The 22,046-nt window shown below is 74.4% G+C and carries 18 protein-coding genes; 10 read left to right on the plus strand and 8 right to left on the minus strand.

The window, feature by feature from the left end:
- The first annotated feature begins 11 nt into the window (after positions 1 to 11).
- Positions 12 to 2,108, plus strand: coding sequence for a S9 family peptidase (locus O2V61_RS20300; protein WP_269185074.1), 2,097 nt, complete (start codon positions 12 to 14; stop codon positions 2,106 to 2,108).
- 23 nt (positions 2,109 to 2,131) lie between these two features.
- On the opposite strand, the gene O2V61_RS20305 is transcribed toward O2V61_RS20300, so the two are convergent.
- Together O2V61_RS20305 and O2V61_RS20310 are read right to left on the minus strand one after the other, a co-directional pair.
- Positions 2,132 to 3,226 carry a DUF4192 domain-containing protein gene (locus O2V61_RS20305; protein WP_269185075.1) on the minus strand — a complete coding sequence of 365 codons (1,095 nt, stop codon included), beginning with the start codon at positions 3,224 to 3,226 and terminating at the stop codon, positions 2,132 to 2,134.
- 152 nt (positions 3,227 to 3,378) lie between these two features.
- A complete protein-coding gene (locus O2V61_RS20310) occupies positions 3,379 to 3,672 on the minus strand; it encodes a Dabb family protein (RefSeq protein ID WP_269185076.1) in 294 nt (97 codons plus the stop codon).
- Between the two features lie 64 nt (positions 3,673 to 3,736).
- Between O2V61_RS20310 and O2V61_RS20315 the strand changes: the two genes are divergently transcribed.
- From O2V61_RS20315 to O2V61_RS20335, 5 genes are read left to right on the plus strand one after another with little or no spacing between them, the layout of a single operon-like run.
- Complete coding sequence (locus O2V61_RS20315) at positions 3,737 to 5,008, plus strand: glycosyltransferase family 4 protein (RefSeq protein ID WP_269185077.1); 1,272 nt, start codon at positions 3,737 to 3,739, stop codon at positions 5,006 to 5,008.
- Positions 5,002 to 5,760, plus strand: a complete 759-nt coding sequence (locus O2V61_RS20320; RefSeq protein WP_269185078.1) for a class I SAM-dependent methyltransferase — start codon at positions 5,002 to 5,004, stop codon at positions 5,758 to 5,760. Before O2V61_RS20315 ends, O2V61_RS20320 begins: the two co-directional genes overlap by 7 nt.
- Positions 5,753 to 6,811 carry a prenyltransferase gene (locus O2V61_RS20325; RefSeq protein WP_269185079.1) on the plus strand — a complete coding sequence of 353 codons (1,059 nt, stop codon included), beginning with the start codon at positions 5,753 to 5,755 and terminating at the stop codon, positions 6,809 to 6,811. Before O2V61_RS20320 ends, O2V61_RS20325 begins: the two co-directional genes overlap by 8 nt.
- A gap of 29 nt (positions 6,812 to 6,840) precedes the next feature.
- Positions 6,841 to 7,698 (plus strand): glycosyltransferase family 2 protein, encoded by an 858-nt coding sequence (locus tag O2V61_RS20330; RefSeq protein ID WP_269185080.1) that lies wholly within the window; start codon positions 6,841 to 6,843, stop codon positions 7,696 to 7,698.
- Positions 7,695 to 8,621, plus strand: a complete 927-nt coding sequence (locus O2V61_RS20335) for a glycosyltransferase family 2 protein (RefSeq protein WP_269185081.1) — start codon at positions 7,695 to 7,697, stop codon at positions 8,619 to 8,621. Before O2V61_RS20330 ends, O2V61_RS20335 begins: the two co-directional genes overlap by 4 nt.
- A gap of 16 nt (positions 8,622 to 8,637) precedes the next feature.
- Here the strand turns inward: O2V61_RS20335 and O2V61_RS20340 are convergent, their stop codons facing one another.
- Entirely contained in the window at positions 8,638 to 9,228 is a 591-nt protein-coding gene (locus O2V61_RS20340; RefSeq protein WP_269185082.1) for a TPM domain-containing protein, read from the minus strand.
- 270 nt (positions 9,229 to 9,498) lie between these two features.
- Entirely contained in the window at positions 9,499 to 10,218 is a 720-nt protein-coding gene (locus O2V61_RS20345; protein WP_269185083.1) for a 4'-phosphopantetheinyl transferase family protein, read from the minus strand.
- A 245-nt stretch (positions 10,219 to 10,463) separates the two neighbouring features.
- On the opposite strand from O2V61_RS20345, the gene O2V61_RS20350 reads away from it, so the two are divergent.
- Genes O2V61_RS20350 through O2V61_RS20360 form a run of 3 tightly spaced genes read left to right on the plus strand, consistent with a single transcriptional unit; the run spans position 10,464 to position 16,683 of the window.
- Entirely contained in the window at positions 10,464 to 14,633 is a 4,170-nt protein-coding gene (locus O2V61_RS20350) for a Pls/PosA family non-ribosomal peptide synthetase (protein ID WP_269185084.1), read from the plus strand.
- On the plus strand, positions 14,630 to 15,976 hold the full coding sequence (locus tag O2V61_RS20355) for a heparan-alpha-glucosaminide N-acetyltransferase domain-containing protein (RefSeq protein ID WP_269185085.1): 1,347 nt from the start codon (positions 14,630 to 14,632) through the stop codon (positions 15,974 to 15,976). Before O2V61_RS20350 ends, O2V61_RS20355 begins: the two co-directional genes overlap by 4 nt.
- A gap of 2 nt (positions 15,977 to 15,978) precedes the next feature.
- Positions 15,979 to 16,683, plus strand: a complete 705-nt coding sequence (locus tag O2V61_RS20360) for a BPL-N domain-containing protein (protein WP_269185086.1) — start codon at positions 15,979 to 15,981, stop codon at positions 16,681 to 16,683.
- 73 nt (positions 16,684 to 16,756) lie between these two features.
- Here the strand turns inward: O2V61_RS20360 and O2V61_RS20365 are convergent, their stop codons facing one another.
- Positions 16,757 to 17,938, minus strand: a complete 1,182-nt coding sequence (locus O2V61_RS20365; protein ID WP_269185087.1) for a hypothetical protein — start codon at positions 17,936 to 17,938, stop codon at positions 16,757 to 16,759.
- Between the two features lie 263 nt (positions 17,939 to 18,201).
- Here O2V61_RS20365 and O2V61_RS20370 point away from each other — a divergent pair, with 263 nt between their 5' ends.
- Entirely contained in the window at positions 18,202 to 19,641 is a 1,440-nt protein-coding gene (locus tag O2V61_RS20370; protein WP_269185088.1) for a M1 family aminopeptidase, read from the plus strand.
- Between the two features lie 7 nt (positions 19,642 to 19,648).
- On the opposite strand, the gene O2V61_RS20375 is transcribed toward O2V61_RS20370, so the two are convergent.
- The 3 genes from O2V61_RS20375 to O2V61_RS20385 are packed head-to-tail and all read right to left on the minus strand — an operon-like array spanning position 19,649 to position 21,943.
- Positions 19,649 to 19,981, minus strand: coding sequence for a TraR/DksA family transcriptional regulator (locus O2V61_RS20375; RefSeq protein WP_269185089.1), 333 nt, complete (start codon positions 19,979 to 19,981; stop codon positions 19,649 to 19,651).
- Positions 19,982 to 20,010: 29 nt separating this feature from the next.
- A complete protein-coding gene (locus O2V61_RS20380; RefSeq protein ID WP_269185090.1) occupies positions 20,011 to 20,634 on the minus strand; it encodes a class I SAM-dependent methyltransferase in 624 nt (207 codons plus the stop codon).
- Between the two features lie 34 nt (positions 20,635 to 20,668).
- The gene (locus O2V61_RS20385) at positions 20,669 to 21,943 is read right to left on the minus strand and encodes a YibE/F family protein (protein ID WP_269185091.1); all 1,275 of its coding nucleotides are present in this window, start codon (positions 21,941 to 21,943) and stop codon (positions 20,669 to 20,671) included.
- Positions 21,944 to 22,046: the final 103 nt, after the last annotated feature.

Consider the following 22,046-nt stretch of genomic DNA (forward strand, 5'->3'; position numbering starts at 1 on the left):
GAAGGCCCCCGGTGAGCGACACCGCAGCTCCCGTCGAGCAGAGCGACGACACCCCGCCCAGCCCGTTCCACCGGATCGCGGACTTCATCGCCCTCCCCCGGCTCAGCGGCCTGGCCCTCTCCCCCGACGGCCGCCGGCTGGTCACCTCGGTGGCCACGCTGGACGCCGAGGGCAAGAAGTGGCAGTCCGCGCTCTGGGAGGTCGACCCCGCCGGGCAGCGGGTCGCCCACCGGCTGACCCGCGGCGCGACCGGTGAGTCCGGGCCGGTGTTCACCCCCGCCGGCGACCTGCTGTTCACCTCGACCCGGCAAGACCCTGCCGCGACCGAGGGCGGCGGCGACCCGAAGCCGGCGCTGTGGGCGCTGCCGGCCGACGGTGGCGAGGCCCGGCTGGTCCTGAAGCGGAGCTCCGGCGTGTCCGGCGTCGCCGTGGCCGCGGACACCGGGGACGTGGTCGTCGTCGCCAGCACGATGCCCGGTGCCGCGGACGCCGAGGCCGACGAGGAGCTCCGCACGCGACGCAAGGACGCCGGGGTCAGCGCGCTGCTGCACGAGAGCTACCCGGTGCGCTACTGGGACCACGACCTGGGTCCTGCGGTGCCGCACGTGTTCTGGATCGGCGCGCTGCCGGCGGACGACCCCGCGGGCGCGTCGGCGAGCACACCGCAGTGGCGGGACCTGACCCCGGACGCCGGACCGCCGCTGGGCTCGGGCACCGACCTGGCCGTCTCCCCCGACGGCCGGTTCGTGGCGCGCAGCGAGGAGGTGCCCGACGGCCCGGCCGGACGGCGGTCGCGGCTGCTGCTCATCGAGGTGGCGACCGGGGAGACCCGGGTCCTCGTCGACGACCCGCAGGCCGACGTCTCCGCGCCCCGGTTCTCCCCCGACTCCGGGCGGGTGGTCTGCGCGCGCGAGTCCGCCTCCACCTACGCCGAGCCGCCGGACCACACGCTGCTGCTGGTCGACGTCGCCACCGCCGAGACCCGCGAGCTGACCTCCGGGTTCGACCGCTGGCCGAGCGCGCCGCAGTTCTCCGCCGACGGCACGGCCGTGTACTTCCTGGCCGACGACGACGGCCGGCACGCCGTCTTCCGGGTGGCGCTGGACGGCAACGAGCCGGAGGAGAACGCCCCGGTGCGACTGACCGACCAGGGCGCCTACAGCGACCTGCAGGTCGCCCGGGACGGCAGCGCGCTGTACGCGCTGCGCTCCGGGTACGACACCCCGCCGGTGCCGGTGCGCCTGGACCCGCAGGCGCCCGGGCAGGACCCGGCTGCGTTGCCCAACCCCGGCACGATCAGCAGCTTCCCCGGGACGCTGCGCGAAGTGGACGCCACCGCCTCCGACGGCACCCGGGTCCAGTCCTGGTTGGTGCTCCCCGAGGGCGCCGATGCGGCCAGCCCGGCGCCGCTGGTGCTGTGGGTGCACGGCGGACCGCTGATGAGCTGGAACTCCTGGTCCTGGCGCTGGACGCCGTGGGTGCTGGCCGCCCGGGGGTACGCCGTGCTGCTGCCCAACCCGGCGTTGTCGCAGGGGTTCGGCCAGGACTTCGTCCGCCGCGGCTGGGGTGAGTGGGGCGACGCCCCCTACACCGACCTGATGGCGGCGGTGGACGCCGCGGAGGCGCTCCCGGAGGTCGACGGGACCCGGACGGCGGCGATGGGCGGCTCGTTCGGCGGCTACATGGCCAACTGGATCGCCACCCAGACCGACCGCTTCCGGGCGATCGTCACCCACGCCAGCCTGTGGCACCTCGACGCGTTCACGGGGGCGACCGACGCCTCGTACTACTGGGAGAAGGAGTTCGGTGACCCGCTGACCGAGCCGAAGCGGTACGAGCAGAACTCCCCGCACCGCTACGCCGACGCGATCCGGACGCCGATGCTGGTCATCCACGGCGACAAGGACTACCGGGTGCCGATCGGCGAGGGGCTGCGGCTCTGGTACGACCTGCAGAAGCGTGGGGTCCCGTCGAAGTTCCTGTACTTCCCGGACGAGAACCACTGGGTGCTCACGCCGGGGAACGCGGCGGTCTGGTACGAGACCGTGCTCGCCTTCCTGGCCGAGCACGTGCTGGGCGAGGAGTGGCGGCGCCCCGAGCTGGTCTGAGGCCGCTCGACCGGTCCGCCGCGTCACCACCGGGCGTCGAGCGAGCCGGTCGCCTGCCGGATCAGCCGGCGCATCTCCGTCGGGCTCAGGCAGGCGTCCAGGGCCGAGCGCAGCAGCCCGGCGAAGGTGTAGCTCGGCTCGCTGTGCAGGGCTCGTTCCAGGGCGACGTTGGCCAGCGCCCCGTCCCCGCGCACCCACGCGCTGACCGCCAGCAGGGTCGCCGGCGCCGCGTCCAGCGGCGCCGGTGACCGACGGGTCAACTCGGTCCACACCACCTCGGCGGCGGCTGCCGACTCCCCCAGCGCGAGGGTGAGGGCCCGGTCCCGCAGGTCGTGGTCGCGCAGGCCCCACGCCAACCGGGCCACCTCCCGATCGGACAGCCGCCCACCCCCGGCCTCGGGGCCGGTGGCCTCGACCGCCGCCCGCACCGCCGCCCAGCCCTCCTCGACCAGGACGTCCCAGCCCAGCTCCGCCGTGCGCCGGGCCAGCGCGTCGCCCACCTCGTCGCAGGCCCGGGCCATCGCCTCCGCCGCCAGGAAGCCGACCGGTGCGATCCGCCGGGCCAGCGCGGCGCGCTCGTCCTCCACCACCTGCCCGTCGACCACGCTCGCCGCAGCCAGCTCACTCGTCCCGGCCGGCAACGGGGTGCCCGCCTCCGGTGCGCAGCACGCGGCAGTGCAGTCGTAGGACCACCAGCGGTCCCGGCGGACCAGGAGCGCCTCCCGGAGGGGTACCCCCACGGCGTCCAGCGCGAGCACCACCTCGTGCGTGAGGTCCCGGTGGGCCAGGTCCAGCTGCGCGGCGTCCAGGGGCGGGGTGTCGGGTGCGCCGATCGGCACGGCGGGCTCGTCCGCGGCCTCGGAGACGACCACCAGCAACGCCGCCTCCGGCCCGTCGGTGAGCAGCGAGCGCACCAGGCCGGAGACGACCTGCCTGCGGTGCTCGGGCGCCGGCAGGTCGACGCGGGCGGTGAGCCCCAGTCGCCTGCCCCGCGGCCCGCGCAGGCTCACCAGGACCAGCGACTCACGCGGCCGGAAGCCGAGCAGGTGCGGCAGCGCCGCGACCACCTCCCCGGGCTCGGAGAGGCGGACGGTCAGGGGCTGCTGTTGGTCGGCCATGGGCTCGACCCTGGGGGGCCCGGCCCCGGTCGAGAGCCGCGGGACCGAGGTTGTGGACGACGGTGGTCGCTGTGGACGGCGACCGGCCGGACGTGCACCCTCCGCGGCACCCTCCGGGCATGCAGCGCACCCGGATGGCTCGCCCGCAGGGCTCAGACCTCGTACTGGACCGCCGACCGGCTGGCCAGGTTCGGCCTCACGTGCTCGGCGATGACCGCGAGGTGCCGGGGGTCGGCGGCGTACGCGCGGAACGCCTCCACGTCGGGGAAGTCGGCCACCAGGGCGGCGTGGGCGTTGCCATCGACCAGCCCGGCGTCCGGGCCCACGGCGAACGACGTCATGCCGCCGACCTCCTGCGGCAGGCGACGCAGGGCGGCCAGGGTCGCCTCCCGGGTCTGCGGAGAGGTGTCCTCGGTCCAGGTGAACAGCACGACGTGGCGCAGCATGAGCGCACCCTGCCAGGCTGGTCCGGGCAGCGGCCAGCCCAGGGGCCCTCGTTAGAGTCCGGTCATGGGACGGTCGTTGCGGGTTGCACTGCTGTCCTACCGCAGCAAGCCGCACAGCGGCGGCCAGGGCGTCTACGTCCGGGCCCTGTCCCGGGAGCTGCACGAGCTCGGGCACCGGGTCGAGGTGCTCAGCGGGCAGCCCTATCCCGAGCTGACCGACGGCGTGCCGCTGACCCGGGTGCCCAGCCTGGACCTCTACCGGGAACCCGACCCCTTCCGGACGCCCCGGCCCAGCGAGTTCACCAGCCCGATCGACGTGGCCGAGTGGCTGGCCATGTGCACCGCGGGCTTCCCCGAGCCGCTGACCTTCAGCCTGCGTGCCGCGCGGCTCCTGGGACGCCGCGCCACGGAGTTCGACCTGGTGCACGACAACCAGTCGCTGGGCTACGGGCTGCTCCAGCTGCGCCGCCGGGGGCTGCCCACCGTCGCCACGGTGCACCACCCGGTCGCCATCGACCGCGACCTCGAGCTCGCCGCGGCGACCGGGCTGCGCCGCCGGCTGACGCTGCGTCGCTGGTACGGCTTCACCAGCATGCAGGCCCGGGTCGCGCAGCGGCTCGACGGCCTGACCACGGTCTCCGACAGCTCCCGCCGGGACATCACCCGGCACATGGGCGTCCCGGCTGCCGGCGTCGAGGTCATCCCGGTCGGCATCGACCCGGAGGTGTTCCGGCCGCCGGCGGAGCCGACCGCCCGGGAGACGGCCCGGATCGTGGTGACGACCAGCGCCGACGTCCCGCTGAAGGGCCTGGTCCACCTGCTGGAGGCGCTGGCCAAGCTCCGCACGGAACAGGACGTGCGGCTCACCGTGGTGGGCACGGCCCGGCCCGGGGGTCCCGCGGCCGAGGCGATGGACCGGCTGAGCCTGGCCGACGCCGTCCACTTCACCGGCTCGATCCCGACCGAGGAGCTGGTCAGGCTGCTGCAGACCGCCACCGTGGTCGCCGTCCCGTCGCTGTACGAGGGGTTCTCGCTCCCGGCGGTGGAGGCGATGGCCTGCGGCACGCCGCTGGTCACGACCGACGCGGGTGCGCTGCCGGAGGTCGTCGGCTCGCACGCCGGGGTGCAGGTGCCCGCGGGAGACGTCGGCCGCCTGGCCGAGGCGCTGCGGCTGGTCCTGGACCACCCGTCGCTGCGGGACCAGCTGGGCCGGGCGGGGCGGGCCCGGGTGCTCGGCTCCTACACCTGGCGACGCACCGCCGAGCGCACGGCCGAGTGGTACGGCGAGGTGCTGGACCGACGGGCGGCCACCGACAAGGGGAGCGGCCGGTGCTGACGGTCGACTACGACCTGCTCGACGTCCGGCCGGGCATGCGGGTCCTGGACCTGGGGTGCGGCGAGGGCCGGCACGCGTTCGAGGCCTACCGGCGAGGGGCCTCGGTGCTCGCGGTCGACTGGGGGCAGCAGGAGGTGGCCACCACCGCCGAGTGGCTGGGTGCGATCGCCGCCGCCGGCGAGGCACCGGCGGGTGCGTCGGCCGGTGTGGCCCGCGGTGACCTCCGTGCCCTGCCGGTGCCCGATGCGAGCGTCGACCGCGTGATCGCCTCCGAGGTGCTCGAGCACATCGTCGACGACCGCACCGCCCTGGCCGAGATCGCCCGGGTGCTCAAGCCCGGCGGTCGGGTGGCGGTCAGCGTGCCCCGGTACGGCCCCGAGCGGATCTGCTGGGCGCTCTCGGACAGCTATCACGCCAACGAGGGCGGTCACATCCGCATCTACCGGGGTGACCAGCTGTGGGAACGGCTCGCCGCGGCCGGGCTGCGACCGACCGACACCCACCACGCCCACGCCCTGCACGCCCCGTTCTGGTGGCTCAAGTGCGCGGTCGGCGTCGACCGGGACACCGCGCTCGTCCGCGCCTACCACCGGCTGCTCGTCTGGGACCTGGTGCACCGCCCGTGGCTGACCCGCACCGCCGAGCGGCTGCTGGACCCCCTGCTCGGCAAGAGCCTGGTCCTCTACGCCGACAAGCCGGCGCCCACCGCCGGTGGGACGGCCGCCGCCGACGGGGCGCTCGCGAGTGCCTGAGTCCGCACTGGCGCTGCCCGAGGTCCCCGGCGTGCTCACCGCCGACCAGCTGCGCCAGACCGTCGCGGCGATCGCCGCCGAGCAGTCCGCCGACGGCGCCCTGCCCTGGTTCCGCGGTGGCCAGCTGGACGCCTGGGACTCGGTCGAGGCGGCGATGGCGCTGGACGTCGGCGGGGAGCACGACCGCGCGGTCGCCGCCTACGCCTGGCTGGCCGGGCGGCAGCGCACCGACGGCTCCTGGGCCGTGGAGTACCGGGACGGCGCCGCCACGGCCCCGGGGACGGAGAGCAACCACGCCGGCTACCTCGCGGTGGGCGTCTGGCACAGCTGGCTGAGCACCGGCGACGCCGGGCTGGTCGACCGGCTGTGGCCCACCGTGCGCCGGGCGCTGGACCTCGTGACGACGATGCAGCTGGCCGGCGGGGCGATCGGCTGGGCGCTGCGTCCGGACGGCACGCCCGACGACACAGCGCTGGTCACCGGGAACGCGAGCCTGTTCCAGGCGCTGCGTGCCGGGATCGCCCTGGCCGACCTGGTCGGTTCGGCCCAGCCGGACTGGGAGCTGGCCGCCGCCGATCTCGGCCGGGCGCTGCGCGACCGGCCCGAGGCCTTCGCGGACCGGTCGCGGTACTCGATGGACTGGTACTACCCGGTGCTGGCCGGTGCGCTCACCGGTGCGGCGGCCGAGGTGCGACTGGCCGCAGGCTGGGACACCTTCGTCGTCCCCGGGCTGGGGGTGCGGTGCGTCGCCGACCGGCCGTGGGTGACCGGCGCGGAGACCTGCGAGCTGGCGCTGGCGCTCGCCGCGGCCGGCCGGCCGGATGACGCGATCGAGCAGCTGGCCGCCATGCAGCACCTACGGGCCGAGGACGGCTCGTACTGGACCGGCCTGGTGTACGCCGACGACGCCCGCTGGCCGGTCGAGCGAACCACCTGGACGGCGGCGGCCGTGGTGCTGGCTGCGGACGCCGTCGCCGGCACCGGCCCGGCCGCCGCGCTGTTCGCCGACCCGGCTGCGCTGGACCGGTCCGTGACGGAGGCGCTGGGTTGACGCCCCGCCCGGTCGGGCACGATCACCGGGTGCCCACAGACCTCAGCAGCGATGCCTCCGCGGTGACCTGCGTGGTGGCCAGCCGCAACCGCCGCGACGACCTGCTGGCCAGCCTCCCCCGACACGAGGCCCCGGTGGTGCTGGTCGACAACGCCTCCACCGACGACACGGTGGCCGCGGTCCGGGCCGCCCACCCGGAGGTCACCGTCGTCGCCCTGGACCGCAACACCGGCGCCGTCGCCCGCACCGTCGGCGTCGCCCGCGCGGGCACGCCGTTCGTGGCGTTCACCGACGACGACTCCTGGTGGGCGCCGGGCGACCTGGCGCGCGGGGTGGAGATCATGCGTGCGCACCCGCGGCTGGGGCTGCTGGCCGCCCGGATCCTGGTGGGCTCCGCCGAGGAGCTCGACCCCGTCTGCACCGAGATGGCCGACAGCCCGCTGGGCACCGAGCCCGACCTGCCGGGCCCGTCGCTGCTCGGGTTCGTCGCCTGCGCCGCGCTGGTGCGCACCGAGGCGTTCACCGCCGTCGGCGGCTTCGACCGGGTCGTGCGCTTCCCCGGCGAGGAGGAGCGGCTGGCCCTGGACCTGGCGGCGGCCGGCTGGGGCCTGGCCTACGTCGACGAGGTCACCGTGCACCACCACCCCTCCCCCCACCGGGAGCCCAGCAGCGCCCGGCAGGCGGGCATCTGGCGCAGTCGCGTGCTCACCGCGCTGATGCGCTACCCGCTGCGCGACGTCGCCGGCCAGCTGGTCCGGGTCGTGCGCGCCGGGCGCCCGGGCTGGCGCGGGCTCGCCGGGGCGGTCCCCCGGGTCCCCGCCGCCCTGCGGAACCGGCGCGTGCTCCCCCGGCACGTGATGGCCGGGGTCCGGGAGCTCGCGGCATGACGAGCGGATCTGCTGCCGGAGCCGGTGGTCCCGACCCCCGCGTCGCCGTCGTCGTCATCACCCACGACCGCCGGGACGAGCTGCTGCTGGCGCTGTCCCGGCTGCGGGAGCTGCCCGAGCAGCCGCGGGTGGTCGTCGTGGACAACGGCTCGGCCGACGGCACCGCCGAGGCGGTCCGCACCCGGCACCCGTGGGTCGACCTGATCGCCAGCCCGGAGAACCTGGGCGCGGTCGGCCGCAACCTGGGCGTGGCCCGGCTGGACACCCCCTACGTCGCCTTCTGCGACGACGACACCTGGTGGGACCCGGGTTCACTGCGCACCGCCGCCGACGCGCTCGACGCCCACCCCCGGCTGGCCGTCGTCACCGCCCGGATCCTGGTCGAGCCCGGCGGCGTCGAGGACCCGATCGTCGCCGAGCTGCGTGACTCCCCGGTCGTCGGCGCCGACTGGCTGCCCGGGCCGGCGCTGGGCAGCTTCCTGGCCGGTGCCAGCGTGCTGCGGCGGGAGGCGTTCACCGAGGTCGGCGGCTTCTCCGAGCGGCTGTGGCTGGGTGGGGAGGAGGAGCTGATGGCCGGCGACCTGGCCGCGGCCGGCTGGGAGCTCTGCTACCTGCCCACGATCAGCATCCACCACCAGGCCAGCACGGCCCGGGACCCGCACAAGCGGAGGCAGGACGGCATCCGCAACACCTTGTGGACGACGTGGCTGCGCCGCCCCCTCCGGCCCGCGCTGCGACGCACCGTGCACCTGCTGCGCACCGTCCCGCGCGATCGGGTCACCGCCCGGGGGCTGCTCGCCGCCGCCCGCGGGCTGCCCTGGGTGCTGCGCGAGCGACGGGTGCTCCCCCCGCACGCGGAGGCGCGGTTCGCCGCCCTGGAGCGCGCCCAGCGCAGCTCCACCGCCCGCCGCTACGTGAGCTGAGCGACGACCCGACCGGTCAGCGCTGCCGGGCCGGTGTGGCGTCGGACTCCTGGTCCTCCGGGGAGCCGCGCCGGGAGACGAGGTAGAAGGCGGTCAGCACGCCGACGAGGACGACCACGACCACGGCCGTCCTCGTCGACGACCACGACGGCATGGCCGGGTCGACGACATCGGTGGACTGGAGGCCGTCGGCCAGCGCCACCACCGCGCCGGACCAGTCCCCCTCGACGATCGCCGGTTCCACGTCCTCGCTCATCAGGGTCCGGACAGCGTCCGGCTGCAGCGTCGACTCGTCCCCGACCCACCACTCGTACTCGGCTGCGTCCGTCGCGACGGCCAGCAGCACCTCCTCGGCCCCGAGCTCGGACTCCGTCGCGGTCAGCTCGGCCCAGTCGGCGTCGTCCTCCTCGCCGTCGAAGGAGGGGACGAAGACGGTGGACAGGACGATGCCGGTCTGGGACCGCAGTTCGGCCACGGCGTCCTCGGCCGCGGCTGCGCCCGCCCCGAGCACACCGGCCTCGTCGGTGATCGGCGCGTCGACGGCGACCGGCTGCTCCGCCATCGCGATCCCGGTGGGCAGCGCCCCGGTGATCAGGAGGGCCAACAAGGCGATTCGCCTGCGCACACACACTTCCTCTGGGTAGATGACCGGACGTCGTAGATGACCGGACGTCGTCGGTGGGGCGGCGGCTCGGGCGCGGCGCAGGCGCCGGGCGGCCGAACAGATCACGGACCTCTGAACGATCATGTTGGCTCACGGACTGCGCCGCACCGGGAGACGGGCCATTCTGTCGACACGCGGACTGTCCGCGCAATTGCGTCAGGGACCACTCACAGATGGTGAGCGAAATGGTCGGAGAATTGTGTTCCTGTTCACTCAGCGCCCGACCGGGGCTCCAGCGGCGGCCACGTCGGCCAGCGCGCGGACGACAGGTGCAGCCGCACCGGCGACCGCGACCAGCACCTCTCGCGCCGGGTCGCACCAGTCGGTGAGGTACAGCCCGCGGTACCGGCTCACCGCCCGCCCGGCCCGGTCGCGGCGCTCGGTCAGCCGGGACAGGTCGACCCGTCCCATCCCGGCCAGCGTCGTCGTCCCGGTCTTCACCAGGCACTCCTTGCGCGCCCAGTGCCGGAGGGCGAGCAGCGGCGCGTCCACCGCCGACCGCACCTGTTGCTGCTCGGCCGGGGCCAGCCCGGGGAACCGTCCGGCTGCCTGACCCTCCGCCGGGAACTCCTCGACGTCCACGCCCACCGGGCGCCAGGCGGCGGCGGCGACCACCGCACCCCGACTGTGGGACCAGCTGACGTGCACGTCGGGGAGGTCGACCAGGGACGGGCGCCCGTGCCCCGCCGTCCTGCAGTCGGTGCACCACTGGTGCACCGCCAGGTCGGTGAGGGGCCGTCCGGTCAGCGCCGCAGCGCACCGGCGCACGAGCAGGTGCGCGGCGACGTAGGCGGCCCGGTCCGCGGGGTCCTGCAGCGCGGCGCTGCGCGCCCGTTCGGCCGCGCCGAGCAGGCCGACGTCGGCGCCGGCGAGCACCTCGTCCGGGCTGGCCACCACGACCAACGGCGCTCGACGCAGGCCCGTGCGCACCATCCCAGCCTCCGATCCCCCCGCCAGCGCTGCCCGCACAACCCCTCACTCACCGGAGTCGGTCGACCGCAAAAGGAATTTGTTTGCGCCTTCGCGTTTGAGCATTCCTCGACGGAGCGCATCTATTCGAACACGTTGCGTGAAAGTTGAACAAAGAACTGTGAGTTCACCCAGAACGGGTGGCATGACCTCTTGTTTCTCCTTAGCGTCGGTCGTGATTCCGGATTGTCAACTGTGAGAGCGAGTTCATGTCGACGGAGAGCGAGAGCCAGGACTTCATCCCGGGCTTCACCACCCCCAGGAACGCGGGAGTCGACTCCGCCGCCCGACGCTTCTCGTTCTCCCAGAACGTCGCGGGCACTCCGCCTCGACCGCAGCAGGAGACCACCCGGCTGTCCCAGTACTTCGAGCGGACGTGCGACGAGCACCCCTCGGCGACGGCGCTCGAGTGCGACGGCGAGCGGCTGAGCTACACCGACCTCGACCAGCGGGCCAACCGCCTGGCCCACCACCTGCTGGGGCTCGGCATCCGGGCCGGGGCCCGGGTCGGGATCCTGCTGGACCGCTCGGTGAACACCTACGTCGCCCTGCTCGCGGTGACGAAGACGGAGGCGACCTTCGTCCCGATCGACCCGTCGGCCCCGGCGGACCGCGTGCAGTACCAGGCCGAGGACTCCGACCTCGCGCTGGTGGTCACCACCACCTCGTTCGCCGCGACCTGCAGCGGGCTCCCCTGCCCGCCGCTCTTCCTGGACGAGCTGGGCGGCGACCTCGCGGCCGCCCCGAGCTGGCGCCCTGAGCTGGAGACCGGCGGCGACCCGGTCTGCTACATCATCTACACCTCGGGCTCCAGTGGCCGCCCCAAGGGCGTGGAGATCGCCCAGTCGAGCATCTGCAACTTCATCGGCATCGTGCCGGTCCTGTACGGCGTCGAGTCGACCGACCGGGTCTACCAGGGCATGACGATCGCCTTCGACTTCTCCATCGAGGAGATCTGGCCGACCTGGGCCGTGGGCGCGACCCTCGTCGCCGGTCCCACGGACGGGCGTCGGGTGGGCTCGGGGCTGGCCGACTTCCTGGCCGAGCAGGAGATCACGATGATCTACTGCGTCCCCACCGTGCTCGCCACGCTGGACCGCACCCTCCCGCTGATCCGCACGGTGAACGTCGGCGGCGAGGCCTGCCCGCGGGAGCTCGTCGACCGTTGGGGCCCCGGTCGCCGCATCCTGAACACCTACGGCCCGACGGAGACCACCGTCACCTGCACGATGGCCGAGCTCTACCCCGGCAAGCCGGTGACGATCGGGCGGCCGCTGCCGACCTACCGCGTCACCCTGCTGGACGACGAGCGTCGGCCGGTCGGCAACGGTGAGATCGGCGAGATCTGCGTCGGCGGCCCGGGGGTCGCCCTCGGGTACGTCAACCGCCCCGACCTCACGGCCGACCGCTTCCTCCCCGACCCGCACGGCTACCCCGGTGAGCGGCTGTACCGCACCGGCGACCTGGGGCGCTTCCTCCCCGACGGCGAGCTGGAGTACCTCGGCCGCGCCGACAGCGAGGTGAAGGTCCGCGGCCACCGTGTCGACCTCCAGGAGATCGAGGGCATGCTCCTGCAGCACGACCGGGTCACGGCCGCGGTCGTCACGCTGCTGCCCGCGCCGGAGAGCGGTGGAGAGCTCGCCGCCTACGTCATCCCCCGCCCCGGGGACGACGCCACGGACCTCGTGTCCGAGCTGCACGACCTGCTCCTGGAGCAGCTGCCGCCCTACATGGTCCCGGCCTTCCTCGACGTCGTCTCCACCATCCCCATGCTGCCCAGCGGAAAGGCCGACCGGAAGGCGCTGCCCGACCCGCAGGGCCCGCGCCTGATGCGGGACACCGGGGCCTACGTGCCGCCGGACACCCCCGTCGAGGCCTGGGTGGCCGGGATCTGGGAGGAGGCGTTCGGCCTGCCCGGCGAGTCGGTGTCGGTCGAGGCCAACTTCTTCGACGCGCTGGGTGGCCACTCGCTGCTCGCCGCACGGATCATCTCCACGATGCGCTCCAGCGACCTGGGTGCCGGGTTGTCCATCCTCGAGCTCTACCGGCACCCGACGGTCCGGTCCCTCGCCGCGCACCTGGAGGACGACGCCCGGTCCGGGGACGCAGCCGCCGAGCCGCACCTGCGCCGCCCGGTGCAGTCCTCCCGCCGCCGGGTGACCGCCTTCGGGTCGGCCCAGTTCGCCACCTTCTACGGCATCGTCCTGCTGTTCCTGTTCCCGGCCGCGCTGGTCTACGCGCTGAACGACGGGGAGCCCTCGACCGCCCTGGTCGTCCAGCTGGCCTTCGCCCTGCCGGCGTTCTTCCTCGTCGTCCGCTGGGTGCTCCCGGTGGTCGGCTCGCGGCTGCTGTCCCGGGGACTGCAGCCCGGTGACCACCCGCTGTGGGGCTGGACCCACCTGCGGGTCTGGACCGTGCAGAAGCTGATGGTGATCTCCCCGCTGACGGTCCTGAGCGGATCCCCGTGGGCGGCCACCTACCTGCGCCTGGCCGGCGCACGGATCGACGACGACTGCCACATCGGCACGTCGGAGATCAGCCTCCCGGCGATGCTGGACATCGGCCCGGGCGCGACCCTCGGCTACGGCACCCAGCTGCACGGCCACCGGGTCGCCGACGGCGTCCTCTCCCTCGGCGTCGTCTCCGTGGGTGCTCGCGCGACCCTCGGCTCGCAGTCGCTGCTGGAGGCCGGCTCGGCGGTCGAGGACGGGGGCGTCCTGCGTGAGCAGTCGCTGCTGCCCGCCGGTGAGATCGTCCCCGCCGGTGCGACCTGGGCCGGTTCGCCGGCCCGCGCCTCGACCGAGCCGGCCGACCCGGTCCTCGGGTTGATGACCAGCTGCTCCGCTGCACCCACCACCTGGACCCGTCAGCTGCGGACCGGCTTCGCCGCCGGCATCACACTGCTGGAGCTGCTGCCCTTCTTCGTGCTGCTCCCCGTGGTCGCGCTCGTCTGGTGGGTGCTGCTGACCTTCGGGCTGGTCCCCGCCATCATCGCCACCGCGCTCTCCGGCCCGGTCTTCGTGGCTGCCTCGTGCGCGCTCATCCTGGGCTGCCGCCGGCTGGCCCTCACGGAGACGCCGCCGGGCGTCCACCACGTGCGCTCCAAGCTCGGGCTGGAGAAGTGGCTGGGCGACAAGCTGCTGGAGATGAGCCTGATGCTCAACAACAGCATGTACGCGACGCTGTACACCTCCATCTGGCTGCGGGCCATGGGGACCAAGGTCGGCCGTGGCGCCGAGGTCTCCACCATCGCGAACATCGACCCCGACCTGCTCACCCTCGGCGAGGGCAGCTTCGTGGCGGACATGGCCAGCGTCGGCAGCGCCACCTACGCCAACGGGCACGTGGCCTTCCAGGTCACCGAGGTCGGTGCCCGCGCCTTCGTCGGGAACGCCGCCTACATCCCGTCGGGTTCGCACCTGGGCGACGGCTCGCTGATCGGCGTCCGGAGCGTGCCGCCGACCGGAGGCGTGCCGGCGGACAGCTCGTGGCTCGGCTCCCCGCCGATCAACCTGCCGCGCCGGGAGATGTACGAGGAGTACACGGAGGCGGAGACCTTCACGCCCAGCCGCCGCCGGGTGCGCGCCCGCTATGCCATCGAGTTCCTGCGCATCGTGCTGCCCAGCTCGATCCTGGCCCTGGCGATGTTCGGCACGCTGTACGGCGCCTCGGTGCTCGCGGCGAACCAGGGCGTGCTCGTCACCGTCGTGGTGGCGCCGCTGATCGCACTGCTCTCCAGCCTCGCCGTCGTGGTGGGGGTCGCGCTGCTCAAGTGGGTCCTCGTCGGCCGGTACAAGCCGCGGGTGGAGCCGCTGTGGAGCGGATTCGTGCGCCGCACCGAGTTCGTCACCGGCATCTACGAGGCGGCTGCCGTCCCGGCACTGCTGACCTGGCTCACCGGTACGCCGCTGCTCGGCCCGCTGCTGCGGCTGTACGGGGCGAAGATCGGCCGGCGGACGCTGATCGACACCACCTACCTCACCGAGTTCGACCTGGTGACCCTGGGCGACGACGTGTCCGTGGGCACCAACGCCTCGCTGCAGACCCACCTGTTCGAGGACCGCGTGATGAAGATGGACCACGTCATCATCCGGGACCGGGCCAGCGTCGGGGACAAGTCCGTCGTCCTCTACGGCTCCACCGTGGAGGAGGACGCCACCATCGCCGACCTCTCCCTGGTCATGAAGGGCGAGGTGCTGCCCGCCGGCACCGCGTGGAGCGGCATCCCGGCCCAGAAGGTGGGCCGCGCCCCGGCCAGCACGCTGCCGGTCCGGGACGACCCGGCGCTCGACACCACTGCCCGTGACAACCCGGCGGTCGACAACCCGACCACCGAGAGCCGGCAGCTCAGCACCGCATCGAACAGCCGGGAAGGGTGACCGTGTCCCAGACCAGCGAGCACCGCAACATCGTGGCCCCACTGCCCTCAGAGCCCGGTCCCACCGTGGCGGGGCTGCCGCACAGCTGCGCACCCGCACCGGCCGGCGACGTCGCCGGCACCCCGGCCGAGGGCGCCCCGGCGAAGGCAGCGCCCCCGCGCCCGCGCGCACGGCTGATCGGGATCGACGCCGCCCGCGGCGTCGCGCTCGTGGGCATGATGTCGGTGCACCTGATCCCCGCGGCCACCGACGCCGGCGACGTGTCCCTGGCGTGGTTGCTCTCCAACGGCAAGGCCTCCGCACTGTTCGCCCTGCTCGCCGGCGTCGGCATCGCCTTCTCCACGGGCCGGCGCCGCCCGCCCCGCGGTCTGGCCTGGCGGGCCGCCGCGCTGTCCCTGCTCACCCGGGCCGTGATCATCGCGGCGATCGGCCTCGCGCTCGGGTACGTCGTCGGGACCGGCGACGCCGCGGTGATCCTGGCCTACTACGGGGTGCTGTTCGCCCTGGCCATCCCGTTCCTGCGGCTGTCGACCCGCGGGCTGGTGGTCGCGGCGGCGATCGCAGCGCTCGTCATGCCGCTGGTCAGCTACGCGCTGCGGCTGGAACTGACGCCGGTTCCCGAGGCCAACCCGACGCTGACCGACCTGGTCACCGACCCCCTGGGGCTGCTGCTCCAGCTGACCCTCACCGGGGTGTTCCCCGCCCTGGTCTGGATCGCCTACCTGCTGGCCGGCATGGCCGTGGGCCGGGCGGTGCTCGCCTCGCGGCGGGTCGTCTCCCAGATCACGCTGATCGGCCTGGCGCTCGCCCTGGCGTCCAGCCTGCTGTCGATGCTGCTGCTGACCGTCGGTGGCCGGGGCGAGGCCCTGCGCCTCGACGCCGTGCAGAGCATGGACTTCGAGCTCTACCAGGACACCCTGACCTGGGGGCCGTCGGGAACGACGCCGACCAACAGCCCGTGGTGGCTGGTGGCCACCGCGCCGCACAGCGGCAGCCCGCTGGACCTCGCCTTCACCATCGGGGTGGCGCTGGCCGTGCTGGGCGCGTGCCTGCTGCTCGGCCGGGGCCTGCAGCCGCTGCTGCGCCCGCTGGCCGCCGGCGGCAGCATGACCCTGACCCTCTACAGCGTCCACCTGCTGCTGGTCGCCGCACCGTTCCCCCGCGGCGTGCTGAACCTGGTCGTGCAGGTGGCCGTGCTGCTGACCTTCGCCCTGGTCTGGAACCGGAGCCATCTGCGCGGTCCGCTGGAGGAGCTCGTCTGGCGGGCGACCGATGCCGTACGACGGAAGGTGCTGAGCTCCCCGGGAGCGCATCGGGCGCCGACCACCACGACCGGCAGCTGAGCGTGTTCGGGCGTGGCGGTGACCGGCGACTCGCGCTGGTCTACCGCGGGCCGGCCTCCACGGACGGGTGCCCGGAGGCGGTGGCCGAGGCGCTGGCGCGGAGCCGGTGGGACCTCGACGTCCGCTTCGTCGGGGCCAAGGAGCGGCTGGCCCTGGAGCCGGCGGTGCTCGCCTCCGCCGTGCTCTACGCCCAGCCCGGCGGCGGCGAGCTGAAGAAGGCCTGGCGCAAGCTCCGCAAGCAGGCCCCGGCGATCCAGGAGTACGTCGCCGGTGGCGGCCGCTACCTGGGCTTCTGTCTCGGCGGTTACCTCGCCGGCGAGACCCCCGGCTTCGGGCTCCTGCCCGGGGACACCGACCAGTTCGTCTCCTCGCCGGGAGCGTGGCCGACCCACACCGACGACGCGGTGGCCACGGTCGTCTGGGCCGGCGTCCGCCGCCAGGTGTTCTTCCAGGACGGCGCCTGGTTCGACCTCGACCCGGCCCGCGGGCCGGCCGAGGTGCTGGCCACCTACGAGAACGGGCTGCCCGCGGCCGTGGTCGCCCCCTTCGGCGCGGGCGCGGTCGGCGTCGTCGGCCCGCACCCCGAGGCGACCCCGGACTGGTTCACCGACGTCGGGCTGCCCGTGCCCGCGGACCTGCGGGCCGACCTCACCCAGGACCTCGTCGACCGGGTGATGCGGATCGGCCAGGTCTCCCGGACCCGCTGAACACCGCAGGCCGCCGTGCAGAGCCCACGCTCTGCACGGCGGCCTGCGGTGCTCCGACGGTCCCGCGGTCGGCTCAGCCCTCGTCGAGGAAGCCGGCCACGATCGTGCCGAACTGCCCGGACCGGTCGTGGCCCACCCCGGCCGGGGCGACGAGCCGGGTGTTGAGGCCCTGGGCCGAGTACCACTGCTGCCCGGCCTGCGCGCCCCAGGGCCCGGAGAGCGCGTTGAACCCACCGCCGGCGCCGGTGTCCTGGGCGCCGGTGTCCCAACGCAGGGCGACCTTCCCCTTGACGTCCGCGGGGATGCTGGCCCGCCCCGCCGGTGCGCCACCGCCACCGATCGCGATGACCCCGCCGCCGCCGGACCAGAGCGCCGGGTGGGCGGGGAAGACGAAGCGGGTCGCCGCCTGTGCGCCCGAGGAGTAGCCGGCGAACCAGAGCTCACCGGCGCCGTACTGGGCCTTCGCGTCGGCGATCAGCGCCGCGAGGTACGTCGCGTACCCGGCAGCGTCCCCCCGCTCCCAGCACTGGCAGGAGCGGTTCGGGCTGAACGGCGCAACGAGCACCATGTTGCGCGCCTTCGCCACGGCGGCCAGCCCCTTCGAGCCACCGATCGCGTACGACTGGGTCGGGTTCTCGACGCCGTACTCACCGGTGCCGTCGGCGTACACCAGCAGGCCGATCGGCTTGGCCGGGTCGATGCCCTCGGCGAAGACCCGGTAGTCCGCGGTGTAGCCGGCAGCGCTGAAGGACGTCGTCCGGTTGGTCAGGGCCCCCGTGGGCGCGGGGCGCGCCGGGGTGCTGGCGACCGGGGCCGGAGCGGGAGCGGGAGCGGCGACCGGCACGGGAGCCGGGGCCGGGGCCGGGGCCGGGGCCGGGGTGCTGGCGACCGGGGCTGGTGCCGGAGCCGGAGCGGGCGCCGGGGCCGGGGCCGGGGCGGGGGCCGGGGCCGGGGCGGGGGCCGGCGCCGCGGTCGAGCGAGCCGGCGCCTGGGTGCCCCGACGTGCCCGGTCGGCGGACCGCGCCGCCTTCTCGGCCCGGGCCGCCTCGAGCTGGACCGCGGTCTCCGCCTGCGGCTGCTCGCTGCTCGCCGGCGATGCGGCGGGCGAGGTGTCCGCGACGTTGGTGGCGCCGAACACGGCGCTCACGCACAGGAACGCGGCGGCCACGCCGGCGCGGGCACGCCGGCCCCGGCGGGTGGAGAGGGCGGACAGGAAGCGGCGGCCACGGCCGCTCCGGGTGTGACGTCTGGACAAGAAGAGACCCCTCCGAGCGTCCGCCACACGGGGTGCGGACGGTGTGCGGTGATTACGGAACTGATCGTTACACGCACTTTCTGCATCCGTAAGGTCACGCTCGGTCCACAGTTGGCTCATTCGTCACGCCCGTCACACCCGCCCCTGCCGACGGTGTGTCCGACCGCACCGGTTGCCGAGGACCGCGGGTTGGCACCCGTTGCGCACAACCGGGACGATGGACGGCGGCGGGAGGACCCGTCGTCCATCTCGGAGGGGCAGTGATGCGCGCGGGTCGTCGACGGGCCGCGGCCACTGCGCTCGTCGGGGCCGTGCTCCTCGCCGGCTGCACGACGGGCGGCTCCCCCGATCCGGAGCCCCCGCCCACCGCCGCTCCGGAGGCCGAGGGCTGGCCCGAGCCGTGGGCCGACCGGCCGGTGGTCGACCTGCGCTTCGACGTCGCCGAGGACCTGGAGACGGTCGCCGGCGAGGAACGGGTGGTCTTCACCCCCGACCTGAACACGTGCGTGCTGGTCTTCCGCTCCTGGCCCAACAAGCCGGCCACCGCGCGGGCGGGCAGCGGGCTGACCGTGTCCGAGGTGCGGGTCGACGGCGAGCCGGCCGAGGCGCGCGACGTGCCGGCCGGGGCACCCGAGAGCGCGCCCGCCGGCACGCTGCTGGAGGTGCCGCTGGCCGAGTGCGCCGAACCCGGCGACGAGATCACCGTCGACCTCGAGTTCGAGGTGGAGCTCGGTCCGGACGTCAACGAGCGGGTCGGCACCTCCACCGACGTGGACGCCGCCTGGTTCGCCACCGCCTTCCCGCTGCTGGCCTGGGAGCGCGGGCGGGGGTGGGACCGCGGCCCGGCCGTCGCCGTGGCCGGCGAGATGGCGGTGAGCGAGGACTTCGAGCTCGCCTCGCTGGAGGTGGTCGCGGACTCCCGGTACGAGGTGCTCGGCACCGGCGAGGCGGTCGGCACCTCCGACGGCCCCGGCGACACCACGGTCCACGAGTTCACCGCCCCCGCGGTCCGGGACGTCGCGGTCACCGTCGGGGAGCTCGACGTGCAGTCGGCCGAGATCGGCGGCGTCCGGGTCCACGTGGGCCTGGACGAGGGCGTGGCGGAGGCGACCACGGCGGAGTGGCTGGCCCAGCTCGAGTCGTCGATGGCGGCCCTGGTCGAGCTGCTGGGCCCCTTCCCCTACTCCGACCTCTGGGTCTCGGTGCTGTCCAGCCAGACCAGCGGCATCGAGTTCCCCGGCGCGATCCAGTTCGGTGACGTCGACCCGGAGTTCCGCCGCGCGCTGGTGACCCACGAGCTGGCGCACATGTGGCTCTACGGCCTGGTCGGCAACAACCAGGGCGTGCACCCCTGGCTGGACGAGTCGTTCGCGACCTTCGCGCAGATGGTCGTGCACGGCGAGGGCTCGGCCAGCATGGCCGACCTGCCCGGGTCCCGCCGGCACGGCGTGGGCGAGCCGATCCAGTACTGGGAGCAGTTCCGGCGGCCCAGCTCGGCCTACTACGACACCGTCTACATCGCCGGCGGGACGACCCTGGTCGACGCCCGGACCCAGGTGGGCGCCGAGGCGTTCGACGCGGCGCTGCGGGAGTACCTGCGCACGAACGCCTGGTCGATCGCCACGCCGGAGGACGTCCAGGAGGCCTTCGCCGAGCTGCCCGAGGTGCTCGACGAGCTGGAGGAGGTCGGCGCCCTGCCCTGACCGCCGGTCAGCGGGCGCAGGTGATGCAGGTGCGCGCGTGCGGCCGGGCGGCCAGCCGCTCCGGGGCGATCGGCTGCCCGCAGTCGGCGCACCGGCCGTGCTCCCCCGCCGCGGCGCGGACCAGCGCCGCGTCGACGTCGGCCAGCCGGCGGCGCGCCTGGTCCAGCAGCGCCGCCACCTGCTGACGCTCGAAGGCGATGGTCGCGCCCTCCGGGTCGTGCTCGTCGTCGGCGTTGGACGACCGGGAGGCAGCCACGACCTCGTCGAACTCCCGGGTCAGCGCGTCGATCTGCGCCAGCGTCTCGGTGCGGCTGCGGGTCAGGTCGTCGATCACCGTCATCCCGTCATCGTCCAGCACCGCCGGCCCGGTCAGGACGACGTGCGCCGCAACAGCCGCAGCGAACCGGTGCCGGGCAGTTCGGTGAACTCCCCCGACCCCAGCACCCGCTGGTAGACCCCGAACGGCGCCTGCCCGCCGTCCGCCGGGTCGGGGAAGACGTCGTGCACGGCCAGCGTGCCGCCCACGGCCAGCTTCGCCACCCAGGCGTCCTGGTCGCGGCGCGCGGACTCCTCGGTGTGGCTGCCGTCCAGGAACAGCAGCGCGAGCGGGGTCGACCACAGCGGCGCCAGCACCTCCGACCGGGTGACGACGGCGACCACGACGTCCTCCGCCCCGGCAGCGGCGATGGTGCGCCGGAAGCCGGGCAGGGTGTCGATCCGGCCGACGAGCGGGTCGACCAGTGCCGGGTCGTGGTACTCCCAGCCCGGCTGGTGCTCCTCCGAGCCGCGGTGGTGGTCGACGGTGACCACCTGCCGGCCGGTCTCGCGCGCGGCGGCGGCCAGGTACAGCGCCGACTTCCCCAGCCAGCTGCCGATCTCCAGCAGCGGCCCGGGCACCTGCACCGCCCGCGCGGCGGCGTAGAGCGCCCGTCCCTCGTGCGGTGGCATGAACCCGGGTGCGGAGGCCGCGGCGGCGAGCAGGTCGACGGTCACCGCTCGAGCATCCCGTCCCCCGGTCCTCCGCGGGTCATCGGGTCGCGCCGTCGGTGCGTTCGGCCGGCGGCGCCGCCGGTGCGGTGGTCGCCGACGTCGCCGCAGCCGCCACCAGGGCACCGATCAGCGTGGTCACCGGGACGGCGAGCACCAGCGCGATCCCGCCGACCAGCGTGCGGATGACCTCCTCACCGACGACCGAGCCGGTCAGCGTCGTCCAGAACGGGCGCTCGTAGATGTCGAAGAGGAGCAGCAGCGGCAACGAGGCGCCGGCGTAGGCGAAGACGATCGTGTAGATCGTCGAGGCGATGTGGTCGCGCCCGATCGCCATGCCGCGGCGGAAGAGCTGGACCCAGCCCATCTCCGGCGAGACCTCGTGCAACTGCCAGACCGCGGACGCCTGGGTGATGGTGACGTCGTTGAGGATGCCCAGCCCGGCGACGATGAGGGCGGCCAGCACCAGGCCGGAGAAGTCCAGGGTCGGGTCGAACTGGAGCAGCTGCACGGCCTCCTCGTTGGCCAGGCCGGTGAGGTGCGCGGCGGCCACGGCGATCGTCCCGAGCACCGCGCTGAGCGCGAGCCCGAACAGGGTGCCCAGCAGCGCCGTCGTCGTCCGGGCGTTGAAGCCGTGCGCCAGGTACAGGACGACGTACATGATCGCCGAGGAGCCGATCAGGCTGACCCAGATCGGTGAGGAGCCGGCCAGCAGGCCGGGCAGCATGAACTGCAACAGGATGAAGAACGCGAACACCAGGCCGAGCAGGGCGAGCAGCCCGCGCAGCCGGGCCACCGCCCCCACCACCAGGGTGAACGCCAGCGCCAGGGTGATGATCGGGGTGCTGCGCGGAAAGTCCTGGAACGAGTAGGTCACCTGCCCGCTGTCGATGCCCGGGTCGCGGTTGAGCACCAGCTCGTCACCCACCTCGATGCCCTCGGCCACCACCTCCGACGAGAGCTCGACCTGCACGTACTCGCCGGCGCTGTCGCCCTCGGCCACGACCAGGACCGCCCGGGCACATGTCTGCGCGGGCGCGCTCCCGGTCGCCGGGGCGCACTCGTAGGTCTCCAGCGAGGCGATGGTCGCCTCCGGGAAGGTGGTCCCCGGCGGCAGGAAAGACTCCGCCGCCCGCTGCGCCGCGGTCTGCTCGCCGCTGGGCCACAACGCCACCAGGCCGACCAGCGTCGCGATGCCGACCGGCACCAGGACCAGGAGCATCAGCCGGACGGCGGTGCGACGACGGGCGACCGCGGCCGGGTCGGAGGGGCGGACCTCGCCGTCGGGTCCGTGGACGTGGGAGTGGGCCGACACCCGGACAGGCTAGGTGGCCGGTGGGCCGGTCCCCGGCCGGACGGGCGGACGGCGTGGCCGCGTCCGGGCGGAGGGTCGCCCAGCGCCCGCCCGTCTGCAGCCG

The sequence above is a fragment of the Modestobacter sp. VKM Ac-2985 genome, from assembly GCF_026967925.1.
Classification (GTDB): domain Bacteria; phylum Actinomycetota; class Actinomycetes; order Mycobacteriales; family Geodermatophilaceae; genus Modestobacter.

Bases quoted from the DNA above. Each gene is read 5' to 3' on its own strand.
- O2V61_RS20305 (WP_269185075.1), bottom strand. From the start codon at position 3,226: ATGGCCGACCAACAGCAGCCCCTGACCGTCCGCCTCTCCGAGCCCGGG.
- O2V61_RS20310 (WP_269185076.1), bottom strand. From the start codon at position 3,672: ATGCTGCGCCACGTCGTGCTGTTCACCTGGACCGAGGACACCTCTCCG.
- O2V61_RS20315 (WP_269185077.1), top strand. From the start codon at position 3,737: ATGGGACGGTCGTTGCGGGTTGCACTGCTGTCCTACCGCAGCAAGCCG.
- O2V61_RS20335 (WP_269185081.1), top strand. From the start codon at position 7,695: ATGACGAGCGGATCTGCTGCCGGAGCCGGTGGTCCCGACCCCCGCGTC.
- O2V61_RS20345 (WP_269185083.1), bottom strand. From the start codon at position 10,218: ATGGTGCGCACGGGCCTGCGTCGAGCGCCGTTGGTCGTGGTGGCCAGC.
- O2V61_RS20350 (WP_269185084.1), top strand. From the start codon at position 10,464: ATGTCGACGGAGAGCGAGAGCCAGGACTTCATCCCGGGCTTCACCACC.
- O2V61_RS20370 (WP_269185088.1), top strand. From the start codon at position 18,202: ATGCGCGCGGGTCGTCGACGGGCCGCGGCCACTGCGCTCGTCGGGGCC.
- O2V61_RS20375 (WP_269185089.1), bottom strand. From the start codon at position 19,981: ATGACGGTGATCGACGACCTGACCCGCAGCCGCACCGAGACGCTGGCG.